This window comes from Pseudactinotalea sp. HY158 (genome assembly GCF_009660225.1).
In the GTDB taxonomy this organism is placed as follows: Bacteria; Actinomycetota; Actinomycetes; order Actinomycetales; family Beutenbergiaceae; genus HY158.
Genome location: NZ_CP045920.1, coordinates 3602878 through 3628771 on the forward strand (window position 1 = coordinate 3602878; position 25894 = coordinate 3628771).

General features: G+C 71.2%; 26 protein-coding genes. 13 read left to right on the plus strand and 13 right to left on the minus strand.

The features are described from left to right. The first annotated feature begins 321 nt into the window (after positions 1-321). Together GCE65_RS15880 and GCE65_RS15885 are read left to right on the plus strand one after the other, a co-directional pair. A complete protein-coding gene (locus GCE65_RS15880) occupies positions 322-525 on the plus strand; it encodes a hypothetical protein (protein ID WP_153879066.1) in 204 nt (67 codons plus the stop codon). A 72-nt stretch (positions 526-597) separates the two neighbouring features. Next, positions 598-750: a hypothetical protein gene (locus tag GCE65_RS15885; protein WP_153879067.1), complete on the plus strand. Its 153-nt coding sequence runs from the start codon at positions 598-600 to the stop codon at positions 748-750. A 170-nt stretch (positions 751-920) separates the two neighbouring features. On the opposite strand, the gene dnaB is transcribed toward GCE65_RS15885, so the two are convergent. Continuing rightward, positions 921-2276: a replicative DNA helicase gene (gene dnaB / locus GCE65_RS15890; RefSeq protein ID WP_152910060.1), complete on the minus strand. Its 1356-nt coding sequence runs from the start codon at positions 2274-2276 to the stop codon at positions 921-923. Between the two features lie 450 nt (positions 2277-2726). On the opposite strand from dnaB, the gene GCE65_RS15895 reads away from it, so the two are divergent. Next, on the plus strand, positions 2727-4100 hold the full coding sequence (locus GCE65_RS15895) for an MATE family efflux transporter (RefSeq protein ID WP_370460154.1): 1374 nt from the start codon (positions 2727-2729) through the stop codon (positions 4098-4100). 6 nt (positions 4101-4106) lie between these two features. Here GCE65_RS15895 and GCE65_RS15900 read toward each other — a convergent pair whose 3' ends face one another. The 6 genes from GCE65_RS15900 to GCE65_RS15925 form a co-directional block, all read right to left on the minus strand. Continuing rightward, on the minus strand, positions 4107-4574 hold the full coding sequence (locus GCE65_RS15900; protein ID WP_153879068.1) for a hypothetical protein: 468 nt from the start codon (positions 4572-4574) through the stop codon (positions 4107-4109). A gap of 230 nt (positions 4575-4804) precedes the next feature. Continuing rightward, the gene (gene rplI / locus GCE65_RS15905; protein ID WP_152910058.1) at positions 4805-5260 is read right to left on the minus strand and encodes a 50S ribosomal protein L9; all 456 of its coding nucleotides are present in this window, start codon (positions 5258-5260) and stop codon (positions 4805-4807) included. A 15-nt stretch (positions 5261-5275) separates the two neighbouring features. Then, the gene (gene rpsR, locus GCE65_RS15910; protein WP_152910057.1) at positions 5276-5518 is read right to left on the minus strand and encodes a 30S ribosomal protein S18; all 243 of its coding nucleotides are present in this window, start codon (positions 5516-5518) and stop codon (positions 5276-5278) included. 50 nt (positions 5519-5568) lie between these two features. Continuing rightward, positions 5569-6129 carry a single-stranded DNA-binding protein gene (locus GCE65_RS15915; RefSeq protein ID WP_152910056.1) on the minus strand — a complete coding sequence of 187 codons (561 nt, stop codon included), beginning with the start codon at positions 6127-6129 and terminating at the stop codon, positions 5569-5571. Between the two features lie 110 nt (positions 6130-6239). Next, positions 6240-6533, minus strand: a complete 294-nt coding sequence (gene rpsF / locus GCE65_RS15920) for a 30S ribosomal protein S6 (protein ID WP_152910055.1) — start codon at positions 6531-6533, stop codon at positions 6240-6242. A gap of 233 nt (positions 6534-6766) precedes the next feature. Next, positions 6767-9250 carry a transglycosylase domain-containing protein gene (locus tag GCE65_RS15925; protein WP_153879069.1) on the minus strand — a complete coding sequence of 828 codons (2484 nt, stop codon included), beginning with the start codon at positions 9248-9250 and terminating at the stop codon, positions 6767-6769. Positions 9251-9569: 319 nt separating this feature from the next. Here GCE65_RS15925 and GCE65_RS15930 point away from each other — a divergent pair, with 319 nt between their 5' ends. The 4 genes from GCE65_RS15930 to GCE65_RS15945 all read left to right on the plus strand — a co-directional run bounded on the left by GCE65_RS15930 (position 9570) and on the right by GCE65_RS15945 (position 12455). Beyond that, a complete protein-coding gene (locus tag GCE65_RS15930; protein ID WP_227993777.1) occupies positions 9570-10172 on the plus strand; it encodes a PadR family transcriptional regulator in 603 nt (200 codons plus the stop codon). Between the two features lie 4 nt (positions 10173-10176). Next, the gene (locus GCE65_RS15935) at positions 10177-11253 is read left to right on the plus strand and encodes an inositol-3-phosphate synthase (protein ID WP_152910052.1); all 1077 of its coding nucleotides are present in this window, start codon (positions 10177-10179) and stop codon (positions 11251-11253) included. Positions 11254-11358: 105 nt separating this feature from the next. After that, positions 11359-12000 carry a helix-turn-helix transcriptional regulator gene (locus tag GCE65_RS15940; RefSeq protein WP_228760015.1) on the plus strand — a complete coding sequence of 214 codons (642 nt, stop codon included), beginning with the start codon at positions 11359-11361 and terminating at the stop codon, positions 11998-12000. Positions 12001-12041: 41 nt separating this feature from the next. Continuing rightward, on the plus strand, positions 12042-12455 hold the full coding sequence (locus tag GCE65_RS15945) for a hypothetical protein (protein ID WP_153879070.1): 414 nt from the start codon (positions 12042-12044) through the stop codon (positions 12453-12455). Between the two features lie 56 nt (positions 12456-12511). Here GCE65_RS15945 and GCE65_RS15950 read toward each other — a convergent pair whose 3' ends face one another. Next, positions 12512-13960 (minus strand): NAD-dependent succinate-semialdehyde dehydrogenase, encoded by a 1449-nt coding sequence (locus GCE65_RS15950; RefSeq protein ID WP_152910049.1) that lies wholly within the window; start codon positions 13958-13960, stop codon positions 12512-12514. Positions 13961-14044: 84 nt separating this feature from the next. Here GCE65_RS15950 and GCE65_RS15955 point away from each other — a divergent pair, with 84 nt between their 5' ends. Beyond that, on the plus strand, positions 14045-15304 hold the full coding sequence (locus GCE65_RS15955) for an aspartate aminotransferase family protein (protein ID WP_153879071.1): 1260 nt from the start codon (positions 14045-14047) through the stop codon (positions 15302-15304). Between the two features lie 19 nt (positions 15305-15323). Further along, positions 15324-15818 (plus strand): DUF3830 family protein, encoded by a 495-nt coding sequence (locus GCE65_RS15960; protein ID WP_152910047.1) that lies wholly within the window; start codon positions 15324-15326, stop codon positions 15816-15818. A 290-nt stretch (positions 15819-16108) separates the two neighbouring features. Here GCE65_RS15960 and GCE65_RS15965 read toward each other — a convergent pair whose 3' ends face one another. Together GCE65_RS15965 and GCE65_RS15970 are read right to left on the minus strand one after the other, a co-directional pair. Next, complete coding sequence (locus GCE65_RS15965) at positions 16109-17494, minus strand: amidase (protein ID WP_153879072.1); 1386 nt, start codon at positions 17492-17494, stop codon at positions 16109-16111. Between the two features lies 1 nt (position 17495). Then, positions 17496-18416: a D-2-hydroxyacid dehydrogenase gene (locus GCE65_RS15970; RefSeq protein ID WP_228760016.1), complete on the minus strand. Its 921-nt coding sequence runs from the start codon at positions 18414-18416 to the stop codon at positions 17496-17498. A gap of 131 nt (positions 18417-18547) precedes the next feature. On the opposite strand from GCE65_RS15970, the gene GCE65_RS15975 reads away from it, so the two are divergent. From GCE65_RS15975 to GCE65_RS15985, 3 genes are read left to right on the plus strand one after another with little or no spacing between them, the layout of a single operon-like run. After that, a complete protein-coding gene (locus GCE65_RS15975) occupies positions 18548-19438 on the plus strand; it encodes an Asp/Glu/hydantoin racemase (protein ID WP_194928752.1) in 891 nt (296 codons plus the stop codon). After that, positions 19435-20337 (plus strand): maleate cis-trans isomerase, encoded by a 903-nt coding sequence (locus GCE65_RS15980; protein ID WP_228760017.1) that lies wholly within the window; start codon positions 19435-19437, stop codon positions 20335-20337. Before GCE65_RS15975 ends, GCE65_RS15980 begins: the two co-directional genes overlap by 4 nt. After that, positions 20324-20989, plus strand: a complete 666-nt coding sequence (locus tag GCE65_RS15985) for a GntR family transcriptional regulator (RefSeq protein WP_153879074.1) — start codon at positions 20324-20326, stop codon at positions 20987-20989. Before GCE65_RS15980 ends, GCE65_RS15985 begins: the two co-directional genes overlap by 14 nt. 57 nt (positions 20990-21046) lie before the next feature. Here GCE65_RS15985 and GCE65_RS15990 read toward each other — a convergent pair whose 3' ends face one another. Further along, positions 21047-22237, minus strand: a complete 1191-nt coding sequence (locus GCE65_RS15990; RefSeq protein ID WP_228760018.1) for a Glu/Leu/Phe/Val dehydrogenase — start codon at positions 22235-22237, stop codon at positions 21047-21049. A 287-nt stretch (positions 22238-22524) separates the two neighbouring features. On the opposite strand from GCE65_RS15990, the gene GCE65_RS15995 reads away from it, so the two are divergent. After that, positions 22525-23448: a LysR family transcriptional regulator gene (locus GCE65_RS15995; RefSeq protein ID WP_153879076.1), complete on the plus strand. Its 924-nt coding sequence runs from the start codon at positions 22525-22527 to the stop codon at positions 23446-23448. A 131-nt stretch (positions 23449-23579) separates the two neighbouring features. Here GCE65_RS15995 and GCE65_RS16000 read toward each other — a convergent pair whose 3' ends face one another. Both GCE65_RS16000 and GCE65_RS16005 read right to left on the minus strand, forming a co-directional pair. Further along, the gene (locus GCE65_RS16000) at positions 23580-25034 is read right to left on the minus strand and encodes a catalase (RefSeq protein ID WP_153879077.1); all 1455 of its coding nucleotides are present in this window, start codon (positions 25032-25034) and stop codon (positions 23580-23582) included. Between the two features lie 135 nt (positions 25035-25169). Then, positions 25170-25688, minus strand: coding sequence for a Fur family transcriptional regulator (locus GCE65_RS16005; protein ID WP_152910040.1), 519 nt, complete (start codon positions 25686-25688; stop codon positions 25170-25172). Positions 25689-25894 lie beyond the last annotated feature (206 nt).

Consider the following 25894-nt stretch of genomic DNA (forward strand, 5'->3'; position numbering starts at 1 on the left):
CGGCACCACTTTGTCCACGTTGCCAGGAAGGACTGTAGCAGCTAGAGGCGATGGTTCGTAGCGGTCGTCGCCCGTTCGACCCTCCCGCGTCGCGATCATCAGCGGAGCGTCGCCGGCCGCGCCGGCACCGTCAGAGATCGGATGACTTACGGGATGGCCCGTGCCCTGCGGACCAGGTGCAGCGCGTAGCCGGGGGGCCCGCCGCCGACGCGATCCCCGGGCGCTGCCGGTCATCTCGACTATGCGCTCGACCGTTCCCCCTCACCCGCCCCGTTTCCGGGCCGGGTGGTAAAATCAGAGGGTCGACGAGAGGGGCTGGCGATGGCCAGCACGAGCAGGAGGACGACGCGCTACACCGAGGCCGAGGCGGCCGACCGGCTGGCGTTCGCGGACGCAGCTCTGGGTGCCGTGGGGCACGAGGTCACCGACCCGTACCTGCTAGCGGTCGGGGAACGATTCGCCCGCGGTGAGATCTCTATCGAGGAAGCCAGCGAGCTGGGCCGTCGTCACGTTCTCGGCCGCTGAGCCACCCCGCCGATGGCGCACCGGCAGCCACCACAACGTGCCTGGGATGACTACTTCATCCCGGGCACGTCTGTGTCGCGGAACAAGTTCACCGGCCCGGGCAAGCCCTACGACGAGACCGACCAGGCCGCGCTCACGATCCTCGAGGAGTATCAGACCCGGTTGCGTCTGACGCAGCTCAGCACCAACCCGATCCCGGGCCTGTTCGTGACCATGCCGGCCTGACGTGGCCTCGCGCGGGCGCCACCACCCGATGGGGCACTACTGGATGGTCGCCCAGCTTCGCGACGTCACGCACCGGGCGTGCGTACGCCTCGACCCGCCCTCACACCACATCGATGCGCCGGGCGGCTGATCAAGGATGTGGGATGGCGACCCCGCCACCATCGGCTCTCCTACTGGGCCATGTCGAAGAAGCGTGCGTAGTGGCCCTGGAACGAGACGGCCACCGTGGCCGTCGGGCCGTTCCGGTGCTTCGCCACGATGAGGTCGGCCTCCCCGGCCCGGGGGGACTCCTTCTCGTACATGTCCTCACGGTGGAGGAGGATGATCATGTCCGCGTCCTGCTCGATCGACCCCGACTCGCGCAGGTCGCTCATCTGCGGCTTGCGGTCGGTGCGCTGCTCGCTACCGCGGTTGAGCTGGGAGATCGCGATGACCGGGACCTCGATCTCCTTCGCGAGCAGCTTGATCGCGCGCGAGAACTCGGAGACCTCCTGCTGACGGCTCTCGACCCGCTTGCCCGAGGACATGAGCTGCAGGTAGTCGATCACGACGAGCTTGAGATCGTGCCGCTGCTTGAGTCGGCGGCACTTGGCCCGGATCTCCATGAGCGACATGTTCGGCGAATCGTCGATGAACAGCGGCGCCTCGGACACCTTGCTCATCGTGCGCGCGAGCCTGGTCCAGTCCTCGTCGCGCATCGTGCCCTTGCGCATGTTCTGCAACGGCACCTGCGACTCCGCCGAGAGCATGCGCATCGAGATCTCGTTGCGGCTCATCTCGAGGGAGAAGATGACCGAGGCCATGCCGTGCCGGATCGAAGCCGAACGGCAGATGTCGAGCCCGAGGGTCGACTTGCCGACCGCGGGACGGGCGGCGACCACGACCATCTGACCGGGGTGGAGGCCGTGGGTGAGCTGGTCCAGGTCGCGGAAGCCCGTGGGCACCCCGACCATGCCCTCACCGCGGTTCGAGGCCGCGTCGATCTCCTCCATCGTGGAGTTGATGACGTCCCGCAGCGGCACGTAGTCCTCCGAGGTGCGCCGTTCGGTCACGGCGTACACCTCGGCCTGGGCGGTGTTGACCAGCTCGTCCACGTCACCGCCGTCGGTGGCGTACCCGAGCTGGGCGATGCGGGTGCCCGCGTCGACGAGCCGGCGCAGCACCGAGCGCTCCTGCACGATGCGCGCGTAGAAGCCCGCGTTGGCCGCCGTCGGAACGGTGGAGATGAGCGTGTGCAGGTACGGTGCGCCGCCGATCCGGGTGAGTTCGCCCCGGTCGGTCAGCTCGGCCGAGACGGTCACCGCATCGGCCGGCTCCCCGCGGCCGTACAGGTCGATGATCGCGTCGTAGATCATCTCGTGCGCCGGCCGGTAGAAGTCCGACCCGCGCAGGATCTCCACGACGTCGGCGATCGCGTCCTTGGAGAGCATCATCCCGCCGAGGACGCTCTGCTCGGCCGCGACATCCTGCGGCGGCGTGCGCTCGACCCCCGTGGTCGGCGCCGCTTCCAGTTCCGCAGTGGACATCCGCACTCCTCTTCGCCTTCTGCTCGGGCCGCTCTCGTTCGCGGCATGGAATCAGGATCGCACCCGGCTCCGACATCGGTCCGGCAGGCAGCTGCCGGGTTCCCCTCCCGCGCACGGTATCCGCTTTCGACCGCCCATGCCGACCGGCCCGGGCCCCGCCCGAGCCCGGCCTGGTGATAACCCGGCCCCGCGTGTGGACGACGGCCCGCACGGGTGTGGACGACGCCGCCCGCCCTGTGGACAGGCCTGTGGACGACGCCCCCGGCCAGAACCGGCCGCGGCGATCCAGCGGGTGGACGAGCCGGCACCCACAGTCGCCGAACGGCGGTGAGATGGCAGAATGACGGGCGATACGCCGTCCCCACGCTCCCGCTCGCACGCGGCATCGGAGACCCGAGCCGCATCCACAGGTGCCGCGGGGGCTGTGGACAACCACGAGGGAGGAGATCGGTGGACGACACGCCCGCGCGACACGCCGACGAGGTGTCGGCGGAGCCCGGACCGGTCGGTCGGGCGGTGGACCGGCGGATCTTCGCGCTCGCCTGGCCCGCGCTCGGGGCCCTCGTGGCCGAGCCCGTGTTCGTGCTCATCGACTCCGCGGTCGTCGGGCACCTCGGCACGGCCCAGCTCGCCGGCCTCTCGCTCGCCTCGACCCTGCTCGTCACGGTCGTGGCGGTCTGCGTGTTCCTCGCCTACGCGACGACCGCCGCCGTCGCGCGCAAGCAGGGCGCCGGGGACCTGGCCGCGGGCGTCTCGCTCGGGGTCGACGGCATGTGGCTCGCGCTGGGCCTCGGGCTCGTGCTCACGGCCGTCGGGCTCGCGTTCGCCCCGGGACTGGTGACCGCGCTCGGCGCCTCCGACGAGATCGTTCCCCATGCCGTGGCCTACCTGCGCTGGTCCGTACCCGGCATCACCGGGATGCTGCTCGTGCTCGCCGCGACCGGCACGCTCCGCGGCCTGCAGGACACGCGCACCCCCTTCCACGCGGCCGTCACGGGGGCGATCGTCAACGCGGCCGGCTCGGTGGCGCTCGTGTACGGGGCGGGGATGGGCATCGCGGGCTCGGGCCTGGCCACCGCGGCCACCCAGCTCGGCATGGGTGCCTGGCTCGTGTACAAGGTATTCACCCGGGCCCGCGACCTCCCCGGGGTGCGGCTCGCGCCCCATCCGGCGGCGATCCTGGCGAGCGCCCGGGCCGGGCTGCCGCTGTTCGTGCGCACCGTGACCCTGCGGGGGGCGATGATCGTCACCGTGCTCGTGGCCACGCGGCTCGGGGACGTGCCGCTCGCGGCGCACCAGATCGTGCTGTCGATCTGGGGGCTGACCGCCTTCGCCCTCGATGCGCTCGCCATCGCCGCCCAGGCCCTCATCGGCGCAAGCCTCGGGGCCGGGGACGCGGGCGTCGTACGCCGGCTCACCTCCCGGGCGCTGCGCTGGGGCGTGCTCGCCGGCATCGGGATCGGCGCGCTCGTGGCCGGGTCGGGGTGGCTGATCACGCCGCTGTTCACCGCCGATCCGGCCGTGCAGGCCGAGGCGGCGTGGGCGCTGCTCGTGTGCGGGATCGCGATGCCGATCGCCGGGTGGGTGTTCGTGCTCGACGGGGTGCTCATCGGCGCCGGCGACGGCCGCTTCCTCGCGTGGGCCGGGGTCGTCACCCTCGTCGCCTACCTGCCGTTCGCGGCGCTGGTCTGGTGGGCGCTGCCCACCGGACCCGGAGCCCTCGCCTGGCTCTGGGCCGCGTTCGCGGGCGCGTTCATGATCGCCCGCGCCCTGACCACCGGCGTCCGGGCGCGGGGCACGAACTGGATGGTGCTCGGCGCCTGACGCGGGTCAGCCGGACTTCAACGAGTCCGACAGCGTCTCGCAATCGAGCGGTAGGGGATAGTGCATCAGCGGCAGATCCCTGCCGGGAACCTCGATGTCGAACGTGACGCGGGCGAGCGGCTTCTCGGGCCGTTCCGCGATGAACCGGAGAATCTCCACCTCGCACAGGTGGAGGATGAACTGCTCGTCCCATGCGCGAAACGTGATCGTCGCCCCGAGCAGATCGGGCATGTCTGCGACGACGATGAGCATGTCGTCGACCCCGGCGGAGAGCCACGCGCCGGCGACGTCGTCATACGCCTCGACCGAGACGGGCTCACGGTCGGAGACGTGCCGGCGCATGAACGCGGCCGTACTCGAGGAGAACCACATGTAGCCGGCGCTCCCGAGGCTCAGCACCGCGACGAGGCACACCACGAGGATGATGCGATTGCGATTGCGCTCGGCCGCCTCGCCCATCACGCTCTCCACCATCGGCGCCTCCTCCTCGCACGCACCCTCCTGCTCGGACCGGTTCCATCGTGCCGGGACCACGTGGTGCTTCGCGGGAGAGGCGCGGGACCCCGTGTGAACGTTGTGACACGATCCGCGGAACCCGACCCGGGCGGGCGGGTGAGGGAGAGAGATCGGGCGAGCTGCGTCGTCCAAAGGCGAACGGCCCGGCCCCCAGGACTGGGGACCGGGCCGCTGTCGGCTGCGCGGGACTACTTCCCGGGCACGACCTGGATGTCGATCGTGGCGGTCACGTCGGCGTGCAGGCGAACGGACACCTGGTACTCGCCGAGCGACTTGATCGGGTTCTTGACCTCGATCTTGCGCTTGTCGACGTTCGGGCCACCGGCGGCCTTGACCGCGGTGGCGATGTCGGAGGTGGTGACGGCGCCGAAGAGTCGGCCGCTCTCACCGGCGCGGACCGGCACGATCACGCGGGTGCGCGAGAGCGAGTCGCGGGCCGCCTGGGCGCCCTCGATCGTCGCGATCTCACGCTTGCGGCGGGCCGCGGTGATCTGGTCGATCTGCTTCTGGGCACCCTTGGTCCAGCCGGTGGCCAGGCCACGGGGCATGAGGTAGTTGCGGGCGTAGCCGTCCTTGACCTCGACCACGTCGCCGGGGGCGCCGAGGCCGGACACCTCGTGGGTGAGGATGAGCTTGGTAGCCATGGTCTCTCCCTTTCCTTATCGAGCGGAGCTCGAGTAGGGCAGCAGGGCCATCTCGCGGGCGTTCTTCACGGCCTTCGCGATGAGGCGCTGCTCCTGCACGGTCACACCCGTGACCCGGCGGGCGCGGATCTTGCCCCGGTCGGAGATGAACTTACGCAGCATGGCCGTGTTCTTGTAATCGATCGCGCCCTCGAGGACAGGCCGCTTGACCGGCTTGACCTTCTTGATCACGGGCTTGCGAGGGTTTCCCTTCGCCATAGTGGTACTCCTTGGTCATTTATTGCCCCGGGCAACCCGGGGCACAGCTGTCAGAAGGGCGGCTCGTCCGGGAAGTTCGAGCCGCTCGTGGCCCACGGGTCGTCGGTCGCGGCCGCGCCGCCACCGAATCCGCCGCCGCCACCTGCATTGCCTCCGCCGTAGCCTCCGCCACCGCCGCTGTTTCCACCGCCGCCGCCGAAGTTGCCGCCGCCACCACCGAAGTTGCCGCCACCGCCGCCACCGGAGCGCTGAGCCCGGGTGACCTTGGCGGAGGCGTACCGCAGCGACGGGCCGACCTCGTCGACCTGCATCTCGACCACGGTGCGCTTCTCGCCCTCACGGGTCTCGAAGGAACGCTGCACGAGGCGGCCCTGAGCCACGACGCGCATCCCCTTCGTCAGCGACTCGGCCACGTTCTCCGCGGCCTCGCGCCAGATCGAGCAGCGCATGAACAGGGTCTCGGCGTCCTTCCACTCCCCCGACTGGCGGTCGAACGTCCGCGGCGTGGAGGCGATGGTGAAGTTCGCGACCGCAGCCCCCGAGGGGGTGAACCGCAGCTCCGGGTCGGCGGTTAGGTTGCCGATCACGGTGATGGTGGTTTCGCCTGCCATGTCACTCCTTAGTCGTCACGTGCTCGCCATTGCTCGCCACGTGCTGGTGGCCGACCGATGAGCCGGTCGGGAGGGGATGGTCGGAAAGGTTGCTGGGAGGCCCGACGCCGTCAGGCGCCGCGGCGGATGAGCTTGGTGCGCAGCACGGTCTCGTTGAGTCCGAGCTGGCGGTCGAGCTCCTGAGCCTGCTCGGGGGTGGCGGTCATCTCGACGAGCACGTACACGCCCTCGGTGTTCTTCTCGATCTCGTAGGCCAAGCGGCGCTTGCCCCAGACATCCACCTTCTCCACGCTGCCCGGAGTGCTGTCGCCGGTCACCACGGTGAGGAACTTCTCCATCGCCGGGGCCACGGTGCGCTCGTCGAGCTCGGGGCTGAAAATGACCATCAGTTCATACTGACGCATAGGTGTCACCCACCTCCTCTGGTCTACATCGGTCACGGTCTCTCCGTGACAGGAGGGTGATGCGCCCCGTCCGCCTCGCCCCTCGGCCGCGATGCGACACGAATCCGGGCATGAGAACGAAACGGGGAACCCGGCCATGCTACCGGACGGGCGGCGGAAGGCCCACTGTGGGCTCGGCCACGCACGGGCCGGGCGGGCCACGGCGGTGGCGACCGGCTCGGGACGTCCGCGCGCTACCAGGCTCCGGCGTCGCCCCGGCCCGGGAGCGCGAGGCCCCGGCCGTCCTGACCCGAGCCCTGGCCACCCCGGCTCGAGCCCTGGCCACCCTGGCCCGACCCCTGACCCGAACCCTGGCCGGAACCACCCGAGCCGGCGCCGTCGGAGTCACCGGAGCCACCGCCCGAGCCGCCGTCCGAACCGCCACCGGAGCCGCCGTCCGAACCGCCGCCGGACTCTCCATCGGAGCCGCCGCTCGGCGGACCGGTGGGGGTGGGAGGTGGCGGCGCCGTCGGGGTCGGAGTCGGTGTCGTCGGCGTGGGGCTGGGCGTGGGAGTCGGGCTCGGCGTGGTGGTCTCGCTCGGCTCCTCGCTCGGCTCCTCCGTCGCCGGCTGCGTGGGCTGGGGCTTGGGCGCGTACGTCGGCCGGACCGGCGCGCTGCGCTCGGGGAAGTCCTCGACCGGCATCCCGTCCGTGGCCGCCGTCATGTACTCGGTCCAGATGGTCGCCGGCCAGCTTCCACCCGCCACCGGGTTCACTCCGCCGAACGGGGTGATGACCTCCTCCGTGCCGTCCTCCCCGGGCTGGAAGAGCGCGACCGCCGTGGTGAGCTGGGGCACGAAGCCCACGAACCACGCGGATCGGTAGTTCTGACTCGACCCGGTCTTGCCGGCCGCGGGCCGGCCGATCTCGCTCGCCGTGCGGCCCGTCCCCTGCTGGACCACCTGGGTCATCGCATAGGTCGTGTCGGCGGCCACCTGCGCATCGAGCACCGACGTCTTCGCGGTCGGGCCGGTATAGCGAACGGCCTGCGAGGAATCCGTGACCTCGGCGACGATATGGGGCGTCGTCCGAAATCCGCCGGAGGCGATCGTCGAGTACGCCCGGGCCATGTCGACCACGTGCGGGGAGGCGCTGCCGAGCACGTTGGAGATGACCGGGTCGAGCCCGGCGGTGTCCGCGGGCAGGCCGAGCCGGATGGCCATCTCCTCCGTCGCCTCGGGTCCGACCTCCGCGTTGAGCTGGGCGAACACGGTGTTGACCGAGCCCTCCGTGGCCTGCAGGAGGCTGATGTTCCCGTGGCCGCGGTGGTCGAAGTTGCTCACCTCGTAGCCGTACGGCTCGATGGTCATCGGGCTGTAGGAGGGGAAGCGCTGCTCGAGCGGGATGCCCTGGTCGAGGGCCGCCGCGAGGGTGAAGACCTTGAAGGTCGACCCGCCCTGCGCCCGCGCCTGGGTCGCCGCGTTGCGCGGCTCCTCCACGTAGTCCGGGCCGCCGTACAGTGCGCGGATCGCGCCGGTCGCCGGATCCATCGACACGAGGCCGACCCGCAGGTTCGGCGCGTGGTCGTCGGGCAGGTCCTCGGCCGCGGCGACCGCGGCCTCCTGCAGCTCCGGATCGATGGTCGTGACGATCCGCAGGCCGCCGGACATCACGTCCGCCTCGGTGAAACCCCCCTGGTCGAGCAGCTCGGAGCGGGCGAGGTCGAGCAGGTAGCCCTGGGGGCCGCCGAACTTGTTCTTCTGCTCGTCGGGGTCGATCGTGTCGGGGAAGGTCTGCGCCTCCCGTTCGGCCTGGGTGATGAACCCCTCGTCGACCATGTAGTCGAGGGTGCGGTTCCAGCGTGCCTCGGCCTGCTCGGGATGGAGGGCCGGATCCCAGTTGCTCGGCGCGGGGATGACCCCGGCGATCATCGCCGACTCGGACAGGGTCAGATCCACGGCGGACTTGCCGAAGTAGCGCTGCGCCGCCTGCTCGATGCCATAGGCGCCGCGCCCGAAGTAGATCGTGTTGAGATAGTTGCCGAGGATCTCGTCCTTGGACTGCTGCCGGTCGATCTTCAGCGCGAGGATCGCCTCGCGGGCCTTGTCCGCATAGCCGTCGGTGCGGCCGGTGTAGAAGTTCTCGACGTACTGCTGGGTGATCGTGGAGGCGCCCTGGCGCGGCTTGCCGAGCAGGTTGTTGACGAAGGCGCGGGCGATCCCCACCGGGTCGACCCCGGAGTTCGAATAGAACCGGCGATCCTCGCTGGCCACGACGGCCTGGCCGACGTGGTCGGGCAAGGCGTCGGCGTCGATGATCGTGCGGTTGACCGAGGCGAACGAACCCATCTCGGTGGTGCCGTCGGAGTAGTACACGGTGCTCGCCTCGGCGAGCGCGACGTCCTCGGGCTCGGGCACGTCGATCGTGACGTAGGCGAATGCGAACAGGCCGACCCCGACCACGCCGAGGGTGAGCACGGACGCGAGCAGGAACCGCCAGCTCGGCAGCCAGCGGCGGAGCGGGCCGCGGTTCGGCCGCGGGTAGTTCCAGAAGCGATTCGGCTCCTGGTACGGGCGGCCCTTGTAGCCGACCTTCCGTGCGTCGTCGCCCTGCGAGGCCTTGGGACGACGCCCGCTCGCCTCCGCGGCCGCCCGCTCCCGGGCGCTGCGCCGGGTCGGCGGGGCGGGCTTGGAACCGGAGCCGACCGGCTCCCAGCGTGGTGGTCTGGAATCTGACACGCGCGACACCCCTCCTCTGACGGGACTCGAGCCCAAGTATGAATGTCGCACCTGGGCGACACAGTGCCCTCGCCCGGACCTTCACAGTTCCTGCGCGCCGCCCCTGCCGCGCCTGTGATCGGCGTCACCGCACTCCCGCCCGCCGGACGACGCCCGCCCGCCCGAGACGGGCCCGCCTGCGGCGGGGGAGCGGGCTACGGGCAGCAGCGGCGTCGTCCTCGAGCCCGTGCGCCGCACCGGGGTGGATACTTGACGTGACAACCAAGTTCGATATATCAATACGATATATCGAAAGGACCTCATGCGGACCCGTGGAGAGATGCTGGAGCTGGCCATCCTCGGCCAGCTGCGCGATGAGCCGATGCACGGCTATGCGCTGCGCAAGCAGCTGAACATCTCGCTGGGTGCGCTGCGCACCCTGTCCTACGGATCGCTCTACCCCACCCTCAAATCCCTGCTCGCCCGCGGCCTCATCGAGGGGGCCGACTCCCACGAGCTGCCGCACGCGCTTGCCGGACGGCGGGCCCGGATCGTCTACCAGCTCACCGCCGAGGGCAAGGATCACCTCGACGCCACGCTCCATCACGTCGACGCCGCGGCCTCGGAGGACGCGCACTTCGACGTGCGCTTCTCCCTGTTCGCGGAGGTCGACCCGAGCACGCGGCTGCGCATCCTCGAGGGCCGTCGGGCCCGCATCCTGGCGCGCCGGGAGGCGTTGCGCGAGCACGTGGCCACGACCCGCGAGCGCCGCGACGCCTACACCCAGGAGATGCACCGCTACGGCCTGGAGAAGCTCGATCGCGAGGTGCGCTGGCTCGAGGACCTCATCACCGCCGAGCAGCGCGGCCCCGCCCACCCACACGAACCGAACCCATCCACACCGCCGGGGGACCCCTCGGCGGAGTCAACCAAGGAGTCATGAACCCATGTCAATTCGCGTCGCTATCGCGGGTGTAGGCAACTGCGCCTCGTCGCTGGTTCAGGGCGTGCACTTCTACGCCGATGCCGATCCCACCACGACCGTGCCGGGCCTCATGCATGTTCAGTTCGGGGACTACCACATCCGCGACATCGAGTTCGTCGCGGCGTTCGACGTCGACGCCAAGAAGGTCGGCTTCGACCTCTCCGACGCCATCAACACGAGCGAGAACAACACGATCAAGATCGCCGACGTGCCCCCGCTCGGGGTGCCCGTGCAGCGGGGGGCGACCCTCGACGGGCTCGGCAAGTACTACCGGGAGACGATCACCGAGTCCGACGCCGACCCGGTCGACGTCGTGGCCGCCCTCAAGGAGGCCCGCGCCGACGTCCTCATCTGCTACCTGCCGGTGGGCTCGGAGGACGCCGCCAAGTTCTACGCCCAGGCCGCCATCGACGCGGGCGTCGCCTTCGTCAACGCACTGCCGGTCTTCATCGCCGGCACGAAGGAGTGGGCCGACAAGTTCACCGCGGCCGGGATCCCGATCGTCGGCGACGACATCAAGTCGCAGGTCGGGGCCACGATCACCCACCGAGTGCTCGCCCGCCTGTTCGAGGAGCGGGGCGTCGTGCTCGACCGCACGTACCAGCTCAACATCGGCGGCAACATGGACTTCAAGAACATGCTCGAGCGGGACCGGCTCGAGTCGAAGAAGGTGTCCAAGACCCAGGCCGTCACCTCGAACATCTCCCACGACCTGGGCGAGAAGAACGTGCACATCGGCCCGAGCGACTACGTGCAGTGGCTCGACGACCGCAAGTGGGCGTACGTTCGCCTCGAGGGCCGCGCGTTCGGCGAGGTGCCCCTCAACCTCGAGTACAAGCTCGAGGTGTGGGACTCCCCGAACTCGGCCGGCATCATCATCGACGCGCTCCGCGCCGCGAAGATCGCGATGGACCGCGGGGTCGGCGGCCCGATCCTCTCCGCGAGCTCCTATTTCATGAAGTCGCCGCCGGAGCAGTACGACGACCAGACCGCGCGCGCGAAGGTCGAGGCCTTCATCCGGGGCGAGATCGAGCGCTGAGCTCCCGACCTCCGCAGTGGGGACCGCCGACCACCTCCCCGGTGGCCGGCGGTCCCCGCTGTCGTAGACATCGGCTCGACGCTGCGAGGAGTCCGGCGGTGCACGATGGCTCCACTCTTGACGCTACGCATAAATGGGATATATCTTCCACTTATGCGTAGCCAAAGCCCGGCCCTCCTTCCGGTGTTCCGGTCGCAACACCAGGCGGAACTGCTCATGTGGCTCATGCTGCACCCCGATCGGGAATACGGCGTGAGCGACCTCGCGACACGGCTGGGCGTGCCGCTGTCCACGCTCCATCGCGAGGTGGTTCGCCTCGACGAGGCCGGGCTCATCACCAGCCGCACGCTGGGCCGCAACCGCCTGGTGCGGGCCAACACGAGTCACCCGGCCGCCCCCGCCCTCACGCAACTACTCGAAGCCACCTTCGGCCCCAAGGCCGTCGTCGCCGAAGAGTTCGTCATCCCGGGTGCCGAGCAGGTGCTGATCTTCGGGTCATGGGCAGCCCGCTACGCCGGCCACACCGGCCCCCCTCCACGCGACATCGATGTTCTCGTGGTCGGCGCGGTCGACCGGGCGGATCTCTACGACGCCGCGGACCGCGCCCAGGCCCGTCTCGGCATCGAGGTGAATCCCATCATCCGCTCACCGAAGCAGTGGCGGGATCCGGCCGATGCGCTCGTAGCTCAGATCAAGGCATCACCGTTCACCGTCGTCTGCGATGCCGCCGAGTCGGTGGGCGCCTGATGGTCCGCTGAAACCGCGGCGAGTCGGACATCGACGCACTCGTGCGGTCGGGGGAGTTACAGAAGCTCACCGGCGACGCGGCCAACGGCGATCGGCTGCTCCAGAAGGCCACGATCACGTTGGAAACCGCCCGGTCGGCCATCCATCGCGATCCGGACTCCGCATTCGTCTTGGCCTACGACGCATCCCGCCAGGCGTTGACAGGACTGCTCGCGCAGCAAGGACTTCGCCCCACGACCAGGGGCGGTCATTATGCCGTCGAGCAAGCGGTCCGCGCACAGTTCGGACCGGGCTTCCGCCAGTTCGGCGCCCTGCGGAGGCGACGCAACGAGCTCGAATACCCTGAGCGCCCCGGCGATGACGCCACGAACGACGAGGCGAGCCAGGCCGTCGAGAGCGCCGCGGCGATCATCGCGGCGGCCGCGGACCTGCTTGAACGGCTCGGCTTGTTCTGAGGGCGCCCCGCGGGCATTCATCGATACCACTCGATGGGGTCCGCCCGGAGCTCGGCTCACATCTTGATGCCGGTGTACTTGACCTCGAGGAACTCGTCGATCCCGGTGGATCCGCCCTCGCGGCCGAGGCCGGACTCCTTCACCCCGCCGAACGGGGCCGCGGGATTCGACACGATCCCCTGGTTCACCCCGACCATCCCGGACTCGAGCGCGCCGCTCACCCGCAGGGCGCGGTCGAGATCCCGGGTGAACAGGTAGGCCACGAGCCCGTACGGCGTGTCGTTCGCGAGCGCGATCCCCTCCTCCTCGGAGTCGAACGGGGTGATGGCGGCCACCGGCCCGAAGATCTCGGTCCCCGCCATCTGCGCCCCGGCGGGCACGCCCGTGAGCACGGTCGCCGGATAGAAGTGCCCCGCTCCGCCCACTCGCTCACCCCCGAGGCGAACGCTCGCGCCCAGGCCGCGGGCGTCGTCCACAAGCTCGGAGACCTTGTCCACGGCGGCGGCGTTGATGAGCGGGCCGACCACGACCCCCTCCTCCACCCCGCGCCCCATCGGCAGGGCGGCCATGCGGGCGATGAGCCGGTCGGCGAAGTCCTCGGCGACCGACCGCTCCACGAGGATCCGGTTCGCGGCGGTGCAGGCCTGGCCGATGTTGCGCATCTTCGCGAGCATGGCGCCGTCGACGGCGGCGTCGAGGTCGGCGTCGGCGAACACGAGGAAGGGCGCGTTCCCGCCGAGCTCCATCGAGGTGCGCATGACGGTCTTCGCCGCGAGGGCGAGCAGGTGCTTGCCCACGGCCGTCGACCCGGTGAAGGAGAGCTTGCGGGAGCGCGGGTCGAGGATCATCGGGGTCATGACCTCGTCGGTACGGCTCGTGGTCACGACGTTCACCACGCCGGCGGGCAGCCCGGCGCGCACGAGGATGTCGGCGAGAGCGAGGGTCGACAGCGGCGTCTGCGAGGCGGGCTTGATCACCGAGGTGCAGCCGGCGGCGATCGCGGGCCCGATCTTGCGGGTGCCCATCGCCATCGGGAAGTTCCACGGGGTGATGAGGATGCTCGGCCCCACGGGCTCGCGGGAGACGAGGAAGCGGGACCCGCCGGCCGGGGCGGACATGAAGCCGCCGTCGATGCGCACGGCCTCCTCGGCGAACCAGCGGAAGAACTCGGCGGCATAGGCGATCTCCCCCCGGGACTCGGCCAGGGGCTTGCCCATCTCGAGGGTCATGATGAGCGCGAGCCGGTCCGTCTCGGCCACGAGCAGCTCATAGCCGCGGCGGAGGATCTCGCTGCGCTCGCGCGGGGCGGTGGCGGCCCACCCCGCCTGGGCGGCGGCCGCGGCGTCGAGGGCGGCGGCGGCCTCCTCGGGGCTCGCATCGGCGACCTCGCACAGGGGCTCGCCGGTCGAGGGGTCCTCCACCGGCATCGTGGCCGCGGTCTCGCGCCACTGCCCGTCGATGAACAGCCCGGTGGGTACGGAGGCGATCGCCTCGGTCTCGGTCATGGTGGAACCTCCTTGCCGTATCCGTCATCGTAGAAGTATTGTCAACAATCCGACAACCGGTCGATCACCCTGAGGGAGGCCCCGATGACTGCGCTCTCGCCCCGGCTGCTCCAAGCCACGCCCGTGACGGTGGATCACGGCGCGGGAAGCTACCTGTTCGACGTCGACGGCCGCCGCTACCTCGACTTCACCGCCGGCATCGGGGTGACGAGCACCGGCCACTGCCACCCGCACGTGGTCGAGGCCGCGCGCGCCCAGGTCGGCTCTCTCATCCACGGCCAGTACACCACCGTGATGCACCGCCCGCTACTGGAGTTGACCGAGAAGCTCGGCGAGGTGCTCCCCCCCGGACTCGATTCCCTCTTCTTCGCCAACTCCGGCAGCGAGGCGGTCGAGGCGGCCCTGCGGCTCGCCCGCCAGGCCACCGGCCGCCCGAACGTCATCGTGTTCCACGGCGGCTTCCACGGGCGCACGGTCGCGACCGCCTCGATGACGACCTCGGGCACCCGGTTCTCGGCAGGATTCAGCCCGCTCATGGCCGGAGTGCACGTGGCACCCTTCCCGACCGCGTACCGCTACGGCTGGAGCGAGGAGGAGGCGACCGACTTCGCGCTGCGCGAGCTCGACTACCTCTTCGCCACCCTCACCGCCCCGGCGGAGACCGCGGCGTTCGTCGTGGAGCCCGTGCTGGGCGAGGGCGGCTACATCCCGGGCAACACCCGATTCTTCGCGGGCCTGCGGGAACGCGCGGACGAGCACGGGATCCTGCTCGTGATCGACGAGATCCAGACCGGCTTCGGGCGCACGGGCCGCTACTTCGGTCACGAACACTTCGACGTGCGCCCCGACGTCATCACGATCGCCAAGGGGCTCGCCTCGGGATTCCCGCTCTCGGGCATCGCGGCGCCGGGCGAGCTCATGGCGAAGGCCTGGCCCGGTTCGCAGGGCGGCACCTACGGGGGCAACGCCGTGGCCTGCGCCGCCGCCGTGGCCACGCTCGACGTGATCCGGGAGGAGGGGCTCGTGGCCAATGCCGCCGAGCGCGGCACGCAGCTGCTCGCCGGGTGCCGAGACCTCGCGCCGCGGGCGACGAACGACGCGGGTTCCATCGGGGACGTGCGCGGGCTCGGGCTGCTCGTGGCGAGCGAATTCGTGACCTCCGACGGCCGGCCGGACTCCGCCCGCGCCGCCGCCGCGCAGCAGGCCGCCGCCCGATCCGGGCTCCTCCTGCTCACCTGCGGGGCGTACATGAACTGCGTGCGGATGATCCCGCCGCTGATCGTCACGGCCGAGCAGATCGACGAGGGCCTGGCGATCTGGGCCGACGTGCTCGCCGCGATCTGAGCCCTCCGAGAGGAGTCCCATGACCCGCTTCATCACGCTCACCCTCGAGCGCCGCGGCGTGGGTTGCCGCGCCGAGCTTCTGGACGACGTCGCACCGGCCACGTGCGCGGCCGTCTGGGACGCTCTGCCCGCCGCCGGCGACGCGTTCCACGCGAAGTACGCGCGCAACGAGGTGTACACGCTGCTACCCCGGCTGCGTACGGCCCCGCGCCGGGAGAATCCGACCGTGACGCCGATCCCGGGCGACGTGTGCCTCTTCGACTTCGAGCCGTGGGAGATCGGCAACCCCGCCTACGGCTACGACGAGGGCTCCGAGGCCCACGCGGAGCAGGGGGCCACCGACCTCGCGTTCTTCTACGGCCGCAACAACCTGCTCCTCAACGGCGACGTGGGCTGGGTGCCCGGAAACGTGTTCGCCACGATCACCGAGGGCCTGCCGGCCATGGCCGCGGCGGGCAACGACCTGTGGCGCCACGGCTTCGCCGGCGAGCGGCTGCTCATCGCCCGGGCCTGACCCGCGCGGGGAAAGAATTCGGTGCAGCACACCAACGATCCTCCCCGCTCGTCGTTCCCGACCGCCGGCGGGGAACAAATTCGGTGCAGCACACCAACGAGGTTCCCCGCACCCCGCGGCACGCCCGACGGGGAAAGAATTCGGGGCAGCGCACCAACGAGTTTCCCCGCACCCCACGGCACGCCCGACGGGGAAAGAATTCGGTGCAGCACACCAACGAGTTTCCCCGCACCCTGCGGCACGCCCGGCGGGGAAAGAATTCGGGGCAGCGCGCCAACGAGGTTCCCCGCTCAGCCGGCCAGCAGCCACTCCACGAACCGGGCCACGGCGAGCACGAGATCGTCCGAGTGCCGGGGCCCGACGATCTGCAGGCCCACCGGGAGCCCCGCGGCGGTCGTGCCCACGGGCACGCTGATCGCGGGCTGGCCGGTCATGTTGAACGGGTAGGTGAAGGGCGTCCACTGCGGCCAGCTGCGCAGCCCGCTGCCGGGCGGCACGTCGTGTCCGGCCTCGAACGCCGGGATCGGCATCGTCGGGGTGAGCAGCACGTTGTGCTCCTCGTGGAACGTGCCCATGGTGATCCCGAGCTGCGCCGCCACGCCGCGGGCCTGCACGTACTCCACCGCGGTCAGCTTCTCGCCGTCGTCCCACACCCGGCCGAGCGCGGGGTCGATCGTCTCGCGCACGCCGGGCATCGTGCGCAGCAACGCCGCCGCCCCGGCCGCCCACAGCTGCTCGAACGGCTCGAGCGGATCGGTGAATCCGGGGTCGGCCGCCGCGACGTGCAGCCCGGCCTCGTCGATCCGGGCGACGACCGCGTCGATGATCGCACCGACCTCCGGGTCGACCTCCACGTAGCCCAGGTCCCGCGAGTAGGCCACGTGCAGGCCGGCGACCTCGCGATTGAACTCCCCGCGGAACGTGGTCCGGGGCGGGGCGAGCTGATTCGGGTCCCGGTGGTCGGGCAGCGAGAGGATGTCCATGAGCAGCGCCGCGTCCTCGACGGTGCGGGTCATGGGCCCGGCGTGCGCGAGCTGCCCGAAGGGGCTCGCCGGGAACATCGGCACCCGGCCGTAGGTCGGCTTGAAGCCGACGATCCCGCAGAACGAGGCGGGAATCCGGATGCTGCCGCCGCCGTCGGTACCCACGGCCACCGGCCCCATCCCGGCCGCCACCGCCGCCGCCGCCCCGCCGGAGGACCCGCCCGTCGTGAGCGCCGGGTCCGCGGGGTTGCGCGTGATCCCGGTGAGCGGGCTGTCGGTCACCGCCTTCCACGCGAGCTCGGGGGTCGTGGTCTTGCCCACGAACACCATGCCGTCGGCCCGCAGCCGCGCCGCGACGGGGGAGTCCACCCGCCACGGCTGATTCGACTCCACGGCCCGCGAGCCTCGCAGCGTGGGCCAACCGTCGGTGAGGAAGATGTCCTTGATCGAGATCGGCACGCCGTCGAGGAGACCCTTCGGGTGTGCCTCGCGCCACCGGGCCTCCGAGCGTGCCGCCTCCTCGAGCGCGCCCTCCGGGTCCACGAGGCAGAACGCGTTGAGGTCGTCGTCGTCCCGGGAGATCCGGTCGAGCACGGCCCGGGTCGCCTCCACCGGTGAGGCCTCGCCGGAGGCGTAGGCCGCGACGAGCTCCACTGCGGTCAGCTCGGTCAGGTCGGCGCGCTCGTCGGTCATGTCAGCCTCCAGTGCTCGGTACGTATCCCAGGTGCTTGTCCACCACGTTGCGCAGCGGCCGGCCCGTCGCCCACCGCCGGAAGTTCTCGGCGAACACCCCCACGAGTTCGTCGCGCCAGCCGATGAAGTCGCCGCTGTTGTGGGGCGTGAGGACGACGCCCGGCAGCTCCCAGAGCGGGTGTCCGGGGGGCGGTGGCTCGGGGTCGACGACGTCGAGGGCGGCGCCGGCGAGCTCCCCGGCCCGCAGGGCGGTCACGAGGTCGTCCGTGCGGGCGAGCTCCCCCCGGCCCACGTTGATGAAGCGGGCCGCCGGGTCCATGGCGGCGAACGCGGCGGCATCGAACATGCCGCGGGTCTGCTCGGTGAGCGGGGCGATGGCCACGACCCAGTCGGCGCCCGCGAGTCCGGCGTGGAAGGAGGCCGGGGCGGTCACGTCGATCACGGTGCCGAAGTCCGCGTCGCGGTCGCGGGCGCGGCGCCCGCCGCCGGTCACGTGGATCCCGGCGGCGGCCAGCAGGCGCGCGACCGCCCGGCCGATCGGTCCGGTTCCCACGACGAGGGCGCGGGTACCGGCGATTCGCTGCGATTCCCGGTGCAGCCAGCGCTCATCGCGCTGCAGCGCCCAGGAGCCGCGCAGATCCTTGGCGAAGGTGAGGATCTGGGCGAGCACGTACTCCGCGATCGCCTGGTCGAAGATCCCGCGCGAGTTCGTGAGCACGACCTCGCTCGCGCGCACCTGCGGGTCGAGCATCGCGTCCACCCCGGCCGAGGCCACGTGCAGCCAGCGGAGGGAATCAGCGGCGTGCCACGCCTCGTGGATCGCGGGGGAGAAGAAGTCGTAGGCGAACAGCACGTCGGCTCCGTGCAGGGCGCGTGCGAGTCCGGCGGCCTCGACGAGGCGGACCTCGGCGTGTTCGGTCACCGGGGCGAGTGGCCCGGGCGGCGGCGGACGCCCGTCGTGAAGGATCGCGACAACCGGCTTATTCGGCATATTGACAACGTAGAAGCGCCCCGCCTAGATTGTCAACAATCTTGCGATCGGCGGTGGTGCTCATGGAGTCGACCGACCTCGTCGGTGCCGAGTTCGAAGGTCCCGTGACCCAGCGGGGTATCGGCGTCATCGCGCCCTTCGACCTGGCGCTCGAGCGGGAGTTGTGGCGCTGGGCCCCGCTCGAGGTGAGCTTCCACCTCGCCCGCACCCCGTACGAGCCGGTGCCCGTGAGCCTGGAGATGGCCGAACTGGTCTCCGGGCGGGCGGCGCTGCAGGCCGCGACCCGAGACGTGCTCGGGGTCGAGCCCGAGGTCGTGGCCTACCTGTGCAGCTCCGGCAGCTTCATCCACGGTCTCGCCTACGAGGCGCAGCTGCGGGAGTCGATCCTCGCCGCCGGGGCGCCGGCCGCGGTGACCACCTCGGGTGCGCTCGTCGAGGCGGTCCGACGACTCGGGCTCACCCGGATCTCGGTCATCACCCCCTACGACGCGGAGCTGACGGATCGGCTCGTGACCTTCCTCGGCGAGGCGGGCGTCGAAGTGCTGCGCTCGAACTACCTCGGCCTGGGCGGCGGGATCTGGAAGGTCAACTACCGCACGGTCGCCGAACTCATCATGGCCGCCGACTGCCCGGGGTCGCAGGCGATCTTCGTCTCCTGCACGAATCTGCCCACCTACGACATCATCAGCCCGCTCGAACGCCGGCTCGGCAAGCCGGTCCTCACCGCGAATCAACTGACGGTCTGGGCCTGCCTGGGCCGGCTCGGACTGCCGATGGTCGGACCGGGCAGGTGGCTGCGCGGCGTGTTCCAGGAGGGGATCGACCCGCCGGCCCTGCCGCCCGAACCGGCTGTGCCCCCGTCCACCCCGCCCACCGAGGACCTGTCGGTCGATCCCGGCGCGACTCTCACCCGGATCGACGACCGGACTCGGAGAGGAGGCCCCACACCATGATCGACCCGACCCACGAGGCCCTGGCGGCCCGAGAGGCCCGCGCTGCCCGGGAGACCCACCTACCCTCGGATCCCCCGGCGCCTACACCCCCACCAGGCCACTCGGACCCGGCGGCCCGAACGGCCGAGGAGGCACACGGCTCCCGGCGGCCCCGACCGGCCCTGACCGCGGGCATGATCTATCCCGATCACGCGGCCGAGGACGACTATCCCCTCGGGGAGCGGCTGCTGGGCGTGCACCTGCCCGTGGCCCACATCTACGGCACCGACCTGCACGCGGTGCCGGAGCTGCTCGACCTGGGCAGCCCCGACAAGCTCGCCGGCGGCGCCGCCGAACTCTCATCCCACGGACTCGACTCGATCATGTGGGCGTGCACGTCGGGCAGCTTCGTCTACGGGCCGCAGGGTGCGCTCCGGCAGGTCGAGGAGCTGGCCGCGGCGGCGGGGGTCCCCGCCTCGAGCACCTCACTCGCGTTCGTCACGGCGGCCGCCTCCCTCGGCGTGAGCCGGGTCGCGGTCGCGGCGAGCTATCCCGACGACGTCGCGGCCCTCTTCGTGGACTACCTGACGGCCGCGGGGATCGAGATCGTCGCCGCCGCCGGGGCCGGGATCGACACGGCCGCGGAGGTCGGCACGCTGAGCCGCGAGCGCGTCATCGCCCTCGCCCTCGCCCGTGACCACCGGGATGCCGAGGCGCTCCTGGTCCCCGATACCGCGATGCGCACCCTCGGCGTCGTCGGCGAACTCGAGGCCCGGCTCGGCAAGCCCGTGCTCACGGCCAACCAGGTGACGATCTGGGAGGGGCTGCGGCTCGCCGATCCGCGCCGCGAGGCACCCGTGGCGCGCGGCCTGGGCGCACTGTTCGCCGCTCGCACGGAGCGGGCTCATGGGAACGGTTGAGCTCGCCCCGGCGCGGCGGGTCTCGACCGTGGATCACATCGCCGGCGAACTGCGCGCGGCGATCGCCTCGGGCCGGCTCGAACCGGGGGCCCAGCTGGGGGAGGCGGAGCTCGCGACCCGGTTCGGGGTCTCCCGCGGGCCGTTGCGCGAGGCGATGCAGCGTCTCGTCTCGGAGGGCATCCTGCACGCGATCGCCAACCGGGGCGTGTTCGTGAGCCGGCTGACGCTCGCCGACATGATCGACGTCTACCGCACCCGCGGCACGATCGAGCAGGCGGCCCTCGACCTGATCCTGCACGACCGCCGCGACGCCGCCCACGCCGCCCTCGCAGCGAGTGTCGAGGCGATGCGCACGGCCGCGGCCGCCGACGACGGGGCCGGGGTCTCGGACGGGGATCAGGCCTTCCACGAGGCGCTCGTCGAGGTGGCGGGAAGCCCCCGGCTCGCGCGGGCCATGCGCACCCTCCTCGTCGAGACCCGGCTGTGCCTGGGCGAGCTATCCTCCACGTATGCCGACCTCGGCACTCAGGTCCGCGAGCACGAGGAACTGCGGGAGGCGATCCGCACCGAGCCGCCGGAGCACGTCACGGCGCTCCTCGCGGCCCACCTGGCGGACGCCACCGCCCGGCTCGAGGTCAAGCGGTCGACCTGAGGCCCGGCCCGCCGGGCAGGCGCCCGGGCCACAGCCGCTCCCGCCTCACCCGTGGCACTACGGGATCGTGATGATCTCGTCCGCGAGCGCGCGGGCGTTGGCCGCGGCGAACGCCCAGGCGGTCTCACGCGGACGGGCGCGTGCCGTCGTCCATTCGCGAACCATGAGCGCGACCTTCGCCTGCATCTCGGTGCGCAGCCGGTCGAAGGAGTCGGCCGGGTCGGCCCCGACGTGGCCGAGCAGCAGCCACCACGCCCACGCGGCCGAGCCCGCGTTCACCACGAAGTCCGGCAGAACGGGGATTCCGCGGTCGGTGAGCATCGCCTCGGCCTCGTCGGTGGTGGCGGCGTTCGCGGCCTCGACCACGACCATCGCCTTGATGTCGGCGACGTTGCCGGGCCGGATCGCATACGAGACGGCGGCCGGCACGAGGATGTCGGCGTCCGTGGCGATCACCGCGTCCCGGGGGAGGCACTCGACGTCGGCGGGCAGGCGGGTCCGATCGATCTCCGCGTAGTCGTCCCGGAGGTCGAGCAGCGCGGGGATGTCGAGTCCGCCGCTCCGATAGAGGGTGCCGGCGGCGTCGGCGATCGCCACCACCTTCATCCCGGCCTCGTGGAGGTACCAGGCGGTGCCGCCGCCCATGGTGCCGACCCCCTGAACGGCGACGGTCGTGGCACCCGTGCGCCAGTTCCAGGCGCGGGCCGCACCGAGGCAGGCCTGCGCCACGCCGTGCCCGCCGATGACGTCGGCCACCAGCCGGTCGTCGGCGGTCGTGGCATGCAGGCCGTCCTGGACCCGTGCCAGGGTGCGCTGCTCGTTCCAGGAGCGCCGGATCGCGGCGTGGAAGGACTGCCCGAGCCCGAGTCGCGCGAACACTGCGTCGAGGTGCGGCTGGGTGACACCGAGATCCTCGGCCGTGACCCAGTGCGCATCGAGCCAGGGACGCATGTGTCGGCAGAACCGCGACAGCACGTCGAGTGCCCGGGGATCCTTCGGGTCGAAGTCGATGCCTCCCTTGGCCCCGCCGACGGGCAGCCCGAAGGCCGCGGTCTTCAGCGCCATGCCGCGGGCGAGATCCTCGACTTCCGAGAGCGTGCAGCCGGGTCGCATCCGCGTGCCACCGGTGGCCAGGCCGGAGACGAGTGTGTGCACCACGAGGTACCCTCGGGCCCCGGTGACCGGATCGGTCCAGGTGAGGCGGCGCAGCGGTTCACCGGCCTCCGGGCGGCGATCGCTATGCACCACCCTCGGGGCCCCGGGGACCGATACGTTCGATCCATTCACCGGTTCGTGTAGCGTGGTCATCGCAAATCCACCTCCATCGTGGTTAGTTCGGCGCGGCCGACCGTGGACCCCGCCGCCGTGGATCGCCGCTGATCCGGATGACGCCGAATCGCCGACGACAACAACGGCCGCTCAGGGCCTGGTCCTTCCACCATGCGCCCTGGATGCGGAAAGATCCAGTTACGGAACCTGCACGGTGGTGTGCAGTTTTCCTGAATATTGCGGGCGAAGGTCCCTACGATGGCGGGATGGAACTGTCGTTGCGGCGGCTGCGGATGCTGCGGGAGCTCTCCCGCCGCGGCACCGTCACGGCCGCGGCGACCGCGCTGCACTACAGCCCGTCGGCGGTCTCCCAGCAGCTGGCGCAGCTCGAACGGGAGGTGGGGGTGCGACTCTTCGAGCGGCAGGGCCGGCGCGTGCAGCTGACGGATCTGGGGATGGTGCTCGTGGAGCATGCCGAGGAGATCCTCGCCTCGGCCGAGCGGGTGGCCGTCGCGCTCGAACGCGCGCAGGAGGGGGTGACCGCCCGACTCACGGCCGGGGTGTGGGCCTCGGTCGCGTCCGGGCTCCTGCCCGGGGCGCTGAGCGCGCTCGCCGCCACCTACCCGGGGATCGAGGTGCGCACGGTCGACCTCCCACCGGAGCAGAGCGCCGCCGCCGTCCGCGAGGGCGATCTCGACTTCTCGTTCGTCATCGACTACTCGACGTATCCGATGCCGTGGGATCCGGCGCTCGCGCGGGAGGTCGTGGCGGTCGAGCGCCTGCACGCGGCCGTGCCGGCCGGGCTCTTCCCCGACGACTCGATCCCGCTGCACGCCCTCGCGGAGCAGCCCTGGATCCTCGCCGGGCCCCGATCACACTTCGGCAAGGCCGTGCGGATCGCCTGCCAGGAGGTCGGCTTCGATCCGCGGATCGTGCACGAGGCGCAGGAGCAGTCGACGTCGCTGGCGATGGTCGCCGGCGGACTCGGGGTCACGCTCGTCTCGGATCTGGCGCTCGGGCTGGTGCCGGACGGGGTCGACATCGTGGCGCTGGCCGAGCCCGCCTCCCGCACCGTGTCCGTCGCCTACCGGCGCACCCCCACCCAGCGCACGTCGCTGCGGCTGGTGATCGACGCCGTGCACAAGGCCGCCTCCGAGCGGGGCCTGGCGACCGGCCCGGTGCTCGGCTGACGGTGCTCAGTTGAGCCCGCCCGGGTTCAGGTCGGCCCGGGTTCAGGTCGGCCCGGCATGCGACCGGGCGGGCCGCGCACATGCGCGCGGCCCGCCCGGTCCTCATCCCCAGCCGAGGGTCCAGATGGGCGTCAGCCCTGGCGGAGCTGGTCGACCGCCTTGCGCACGCGGGCGCCGAGGTCGAGGTCGACGTTCTCCCAGTAGCCGAAGGCACGCTCGCGGATCTCGTCCGAGACGACGCCGGCCACATGCCCGGCGATGTTGCCTGCGAGACGCTCGCGGGCGTCGTCGTCGAGCACGGTGCGCACGAGGTTGCCGGCCTGCACGAAGTCGCCGTCCTCCGCGTGGAGGCTGTGGGCGGCCCGCACGAGCGCGCCGTCACTCTCCCAGGTGCCCTCGCCCGCGGCGACGGGGTCGGCCACCGGTCCACCGAACGAGTTCGGGGCGTAGACCGGCGTGGCCGGGGAGTTCGTGGCGGCGCGCATGGCCCCGTCCTGGGTGTAGCTGTGCACCGGCGCCTTCGGGGCGTTGACGGGCAGCTGGTTGTAGTTCGTGCCCACGCGGTACCGCTGCGCGTCCGGGTAGGAGAAGATCCGCGTGAGCAGCATCTTGTCGGGGCTGGCCGCGATGCCCGGCACGAAGTTGCCCGGGGAGGTGGCGAGCTGCTCGATCTCGGCGAAGAAGTTCGACGGGTTCCGGTCCAGGGTCATCGTGCCGACCTCGAGGAGCGGGTAGTCCGCGTGCGGCCAGACCTTCGTCACGTCGAAGGGGTTGAACCGGTAGTCCTTCGCGTCCTCATACGGCATGATCTGCACGCTCAGGGTCCAGCTGGGGTGCTCGCCCCGCTCGATCGCCTCGTACAGGTCGCGGCGGTGGTAGTCGGAGTCCTCCCCGGCGATGCGGTCGGCCTCGTCCTGGCTGAGGAACTCGTTGCCCTGGGCGGTCTTGAAGTGGTACTTCACCCAGAACCGCTCGCCGTCGGCGTTGATCCACTGGTACGTGTGCGAGCCGAAGCCGTCCATGTGGCGCCAGGTCTTCGGCAGGCCGCGGTCGCCCATGAGCCAGGTCACCTGGTGCGCGCTCTCGGGCGAGAGGGTCCAGAAGTCCCACTGCATGTCGTTGCTGCGCAGGCCCGAACCGGGGAGCCGCTTCTGCGAGTGGATGAAGTCGGGGAACTTGATGCCATCGCGGATGAAGAAGATCGGGGTGTTGTTGCCGACGAGGTCGTAGTTGCCCTCGGAGGTGTAGAACTTGATCGCGAAGCCGCGGGGGTCGCGCCACGTGTCGGGACTGCCCTGCTCGCCGGCGACCGTGGAGAAGCGGATCGCCAGGTCGGTCCGGGCACCGGGCTGGAAGAGCGCGGCCCGCGTGTAGGCGGACACGTCGCCGGTGGTCACGAACGTTCCCAACGCGCCGGCGCCCTTGGCGTGCACGACCCGCTCGGGCACCCGCTCGCGGTTGAACTGCGCGAGCTTCTCCACCACGTGCACGTCGTGCAGTGCGATGGGGCCCTCGGGCCCCACGGAGAGGGAGTGGGCGTCGCTGCCGACGGGGGCACCGGCGGTCGTCGTGGTCGGATGAGCCATGGAGGTTCTCCTTCGTTCTCTTCGGATCCTGATGATGTCTGGAAGTCACGGGTGAGTCTGGGGTGGCCGCCGGGGCGCGGCCGGCGCGTGTGGACGACGCAGCCCGCCCCCCGTAGCGGCGTCCGGGCCGGCGGGTCAGCCCCGGGCGGGTGCGGCCGGCCCGCGCTCCGGGGCGAGATCGAGGGGGCGCCCCTCGCGCTCCCGGATCGCCTGGCAGTCGGCGCACAGCCCCTGGAACAGCACGTCCGCGGCCAGGAGGCGCATGCCGCCGTCCTCGTCCGGGGTGAGGCACGGGGCGTGCCCGACCACGCAGGCCACATCGCTCACGCGGCCGCAGTCGACGCACATGATGTGGTGGTGGTTGTCTCCCACGCGGGTCTCATAGCGCGCGGGGTTGCCGGGGGTGTGGAGCTTGCGCAGCAGACCCCCGTCGGTCAGGTCGGTGAGCACGATGTAGACGGACTGGGCCGTGATGTCCGGAAGCTGCTCCCGGACCCGCGCGGTCAGGGCCTCCGCGGTCGCGTGCGGCAGGTCGTGGGCGGCCGCGAGCACGGCGAGCCGCTGCTTCGTGACCCGCTTGCCCTGGGCATGCAGCGCATCCCGCCACCGGGCGGCGTCGCGCTCGCCCGCCTCGTGGTCCGGATGATCTGTCATGCCGTCACCATAGCATTTATTTTGAGTGGCTCACAATAACGACGTCGGTCGTCGACCTGCCGTCGGGCCGCCGGGCCGCCGGGCCACGCATCTCCCGCCGACCAGGGCCAAATCCCCATTCACGACGACGAGCAGGGCCAAACCCCGGCTCACCCCGCCGACCAGGGCCAAACCCCCACTCACCCCGCCGACCAGGGTCGAACCCC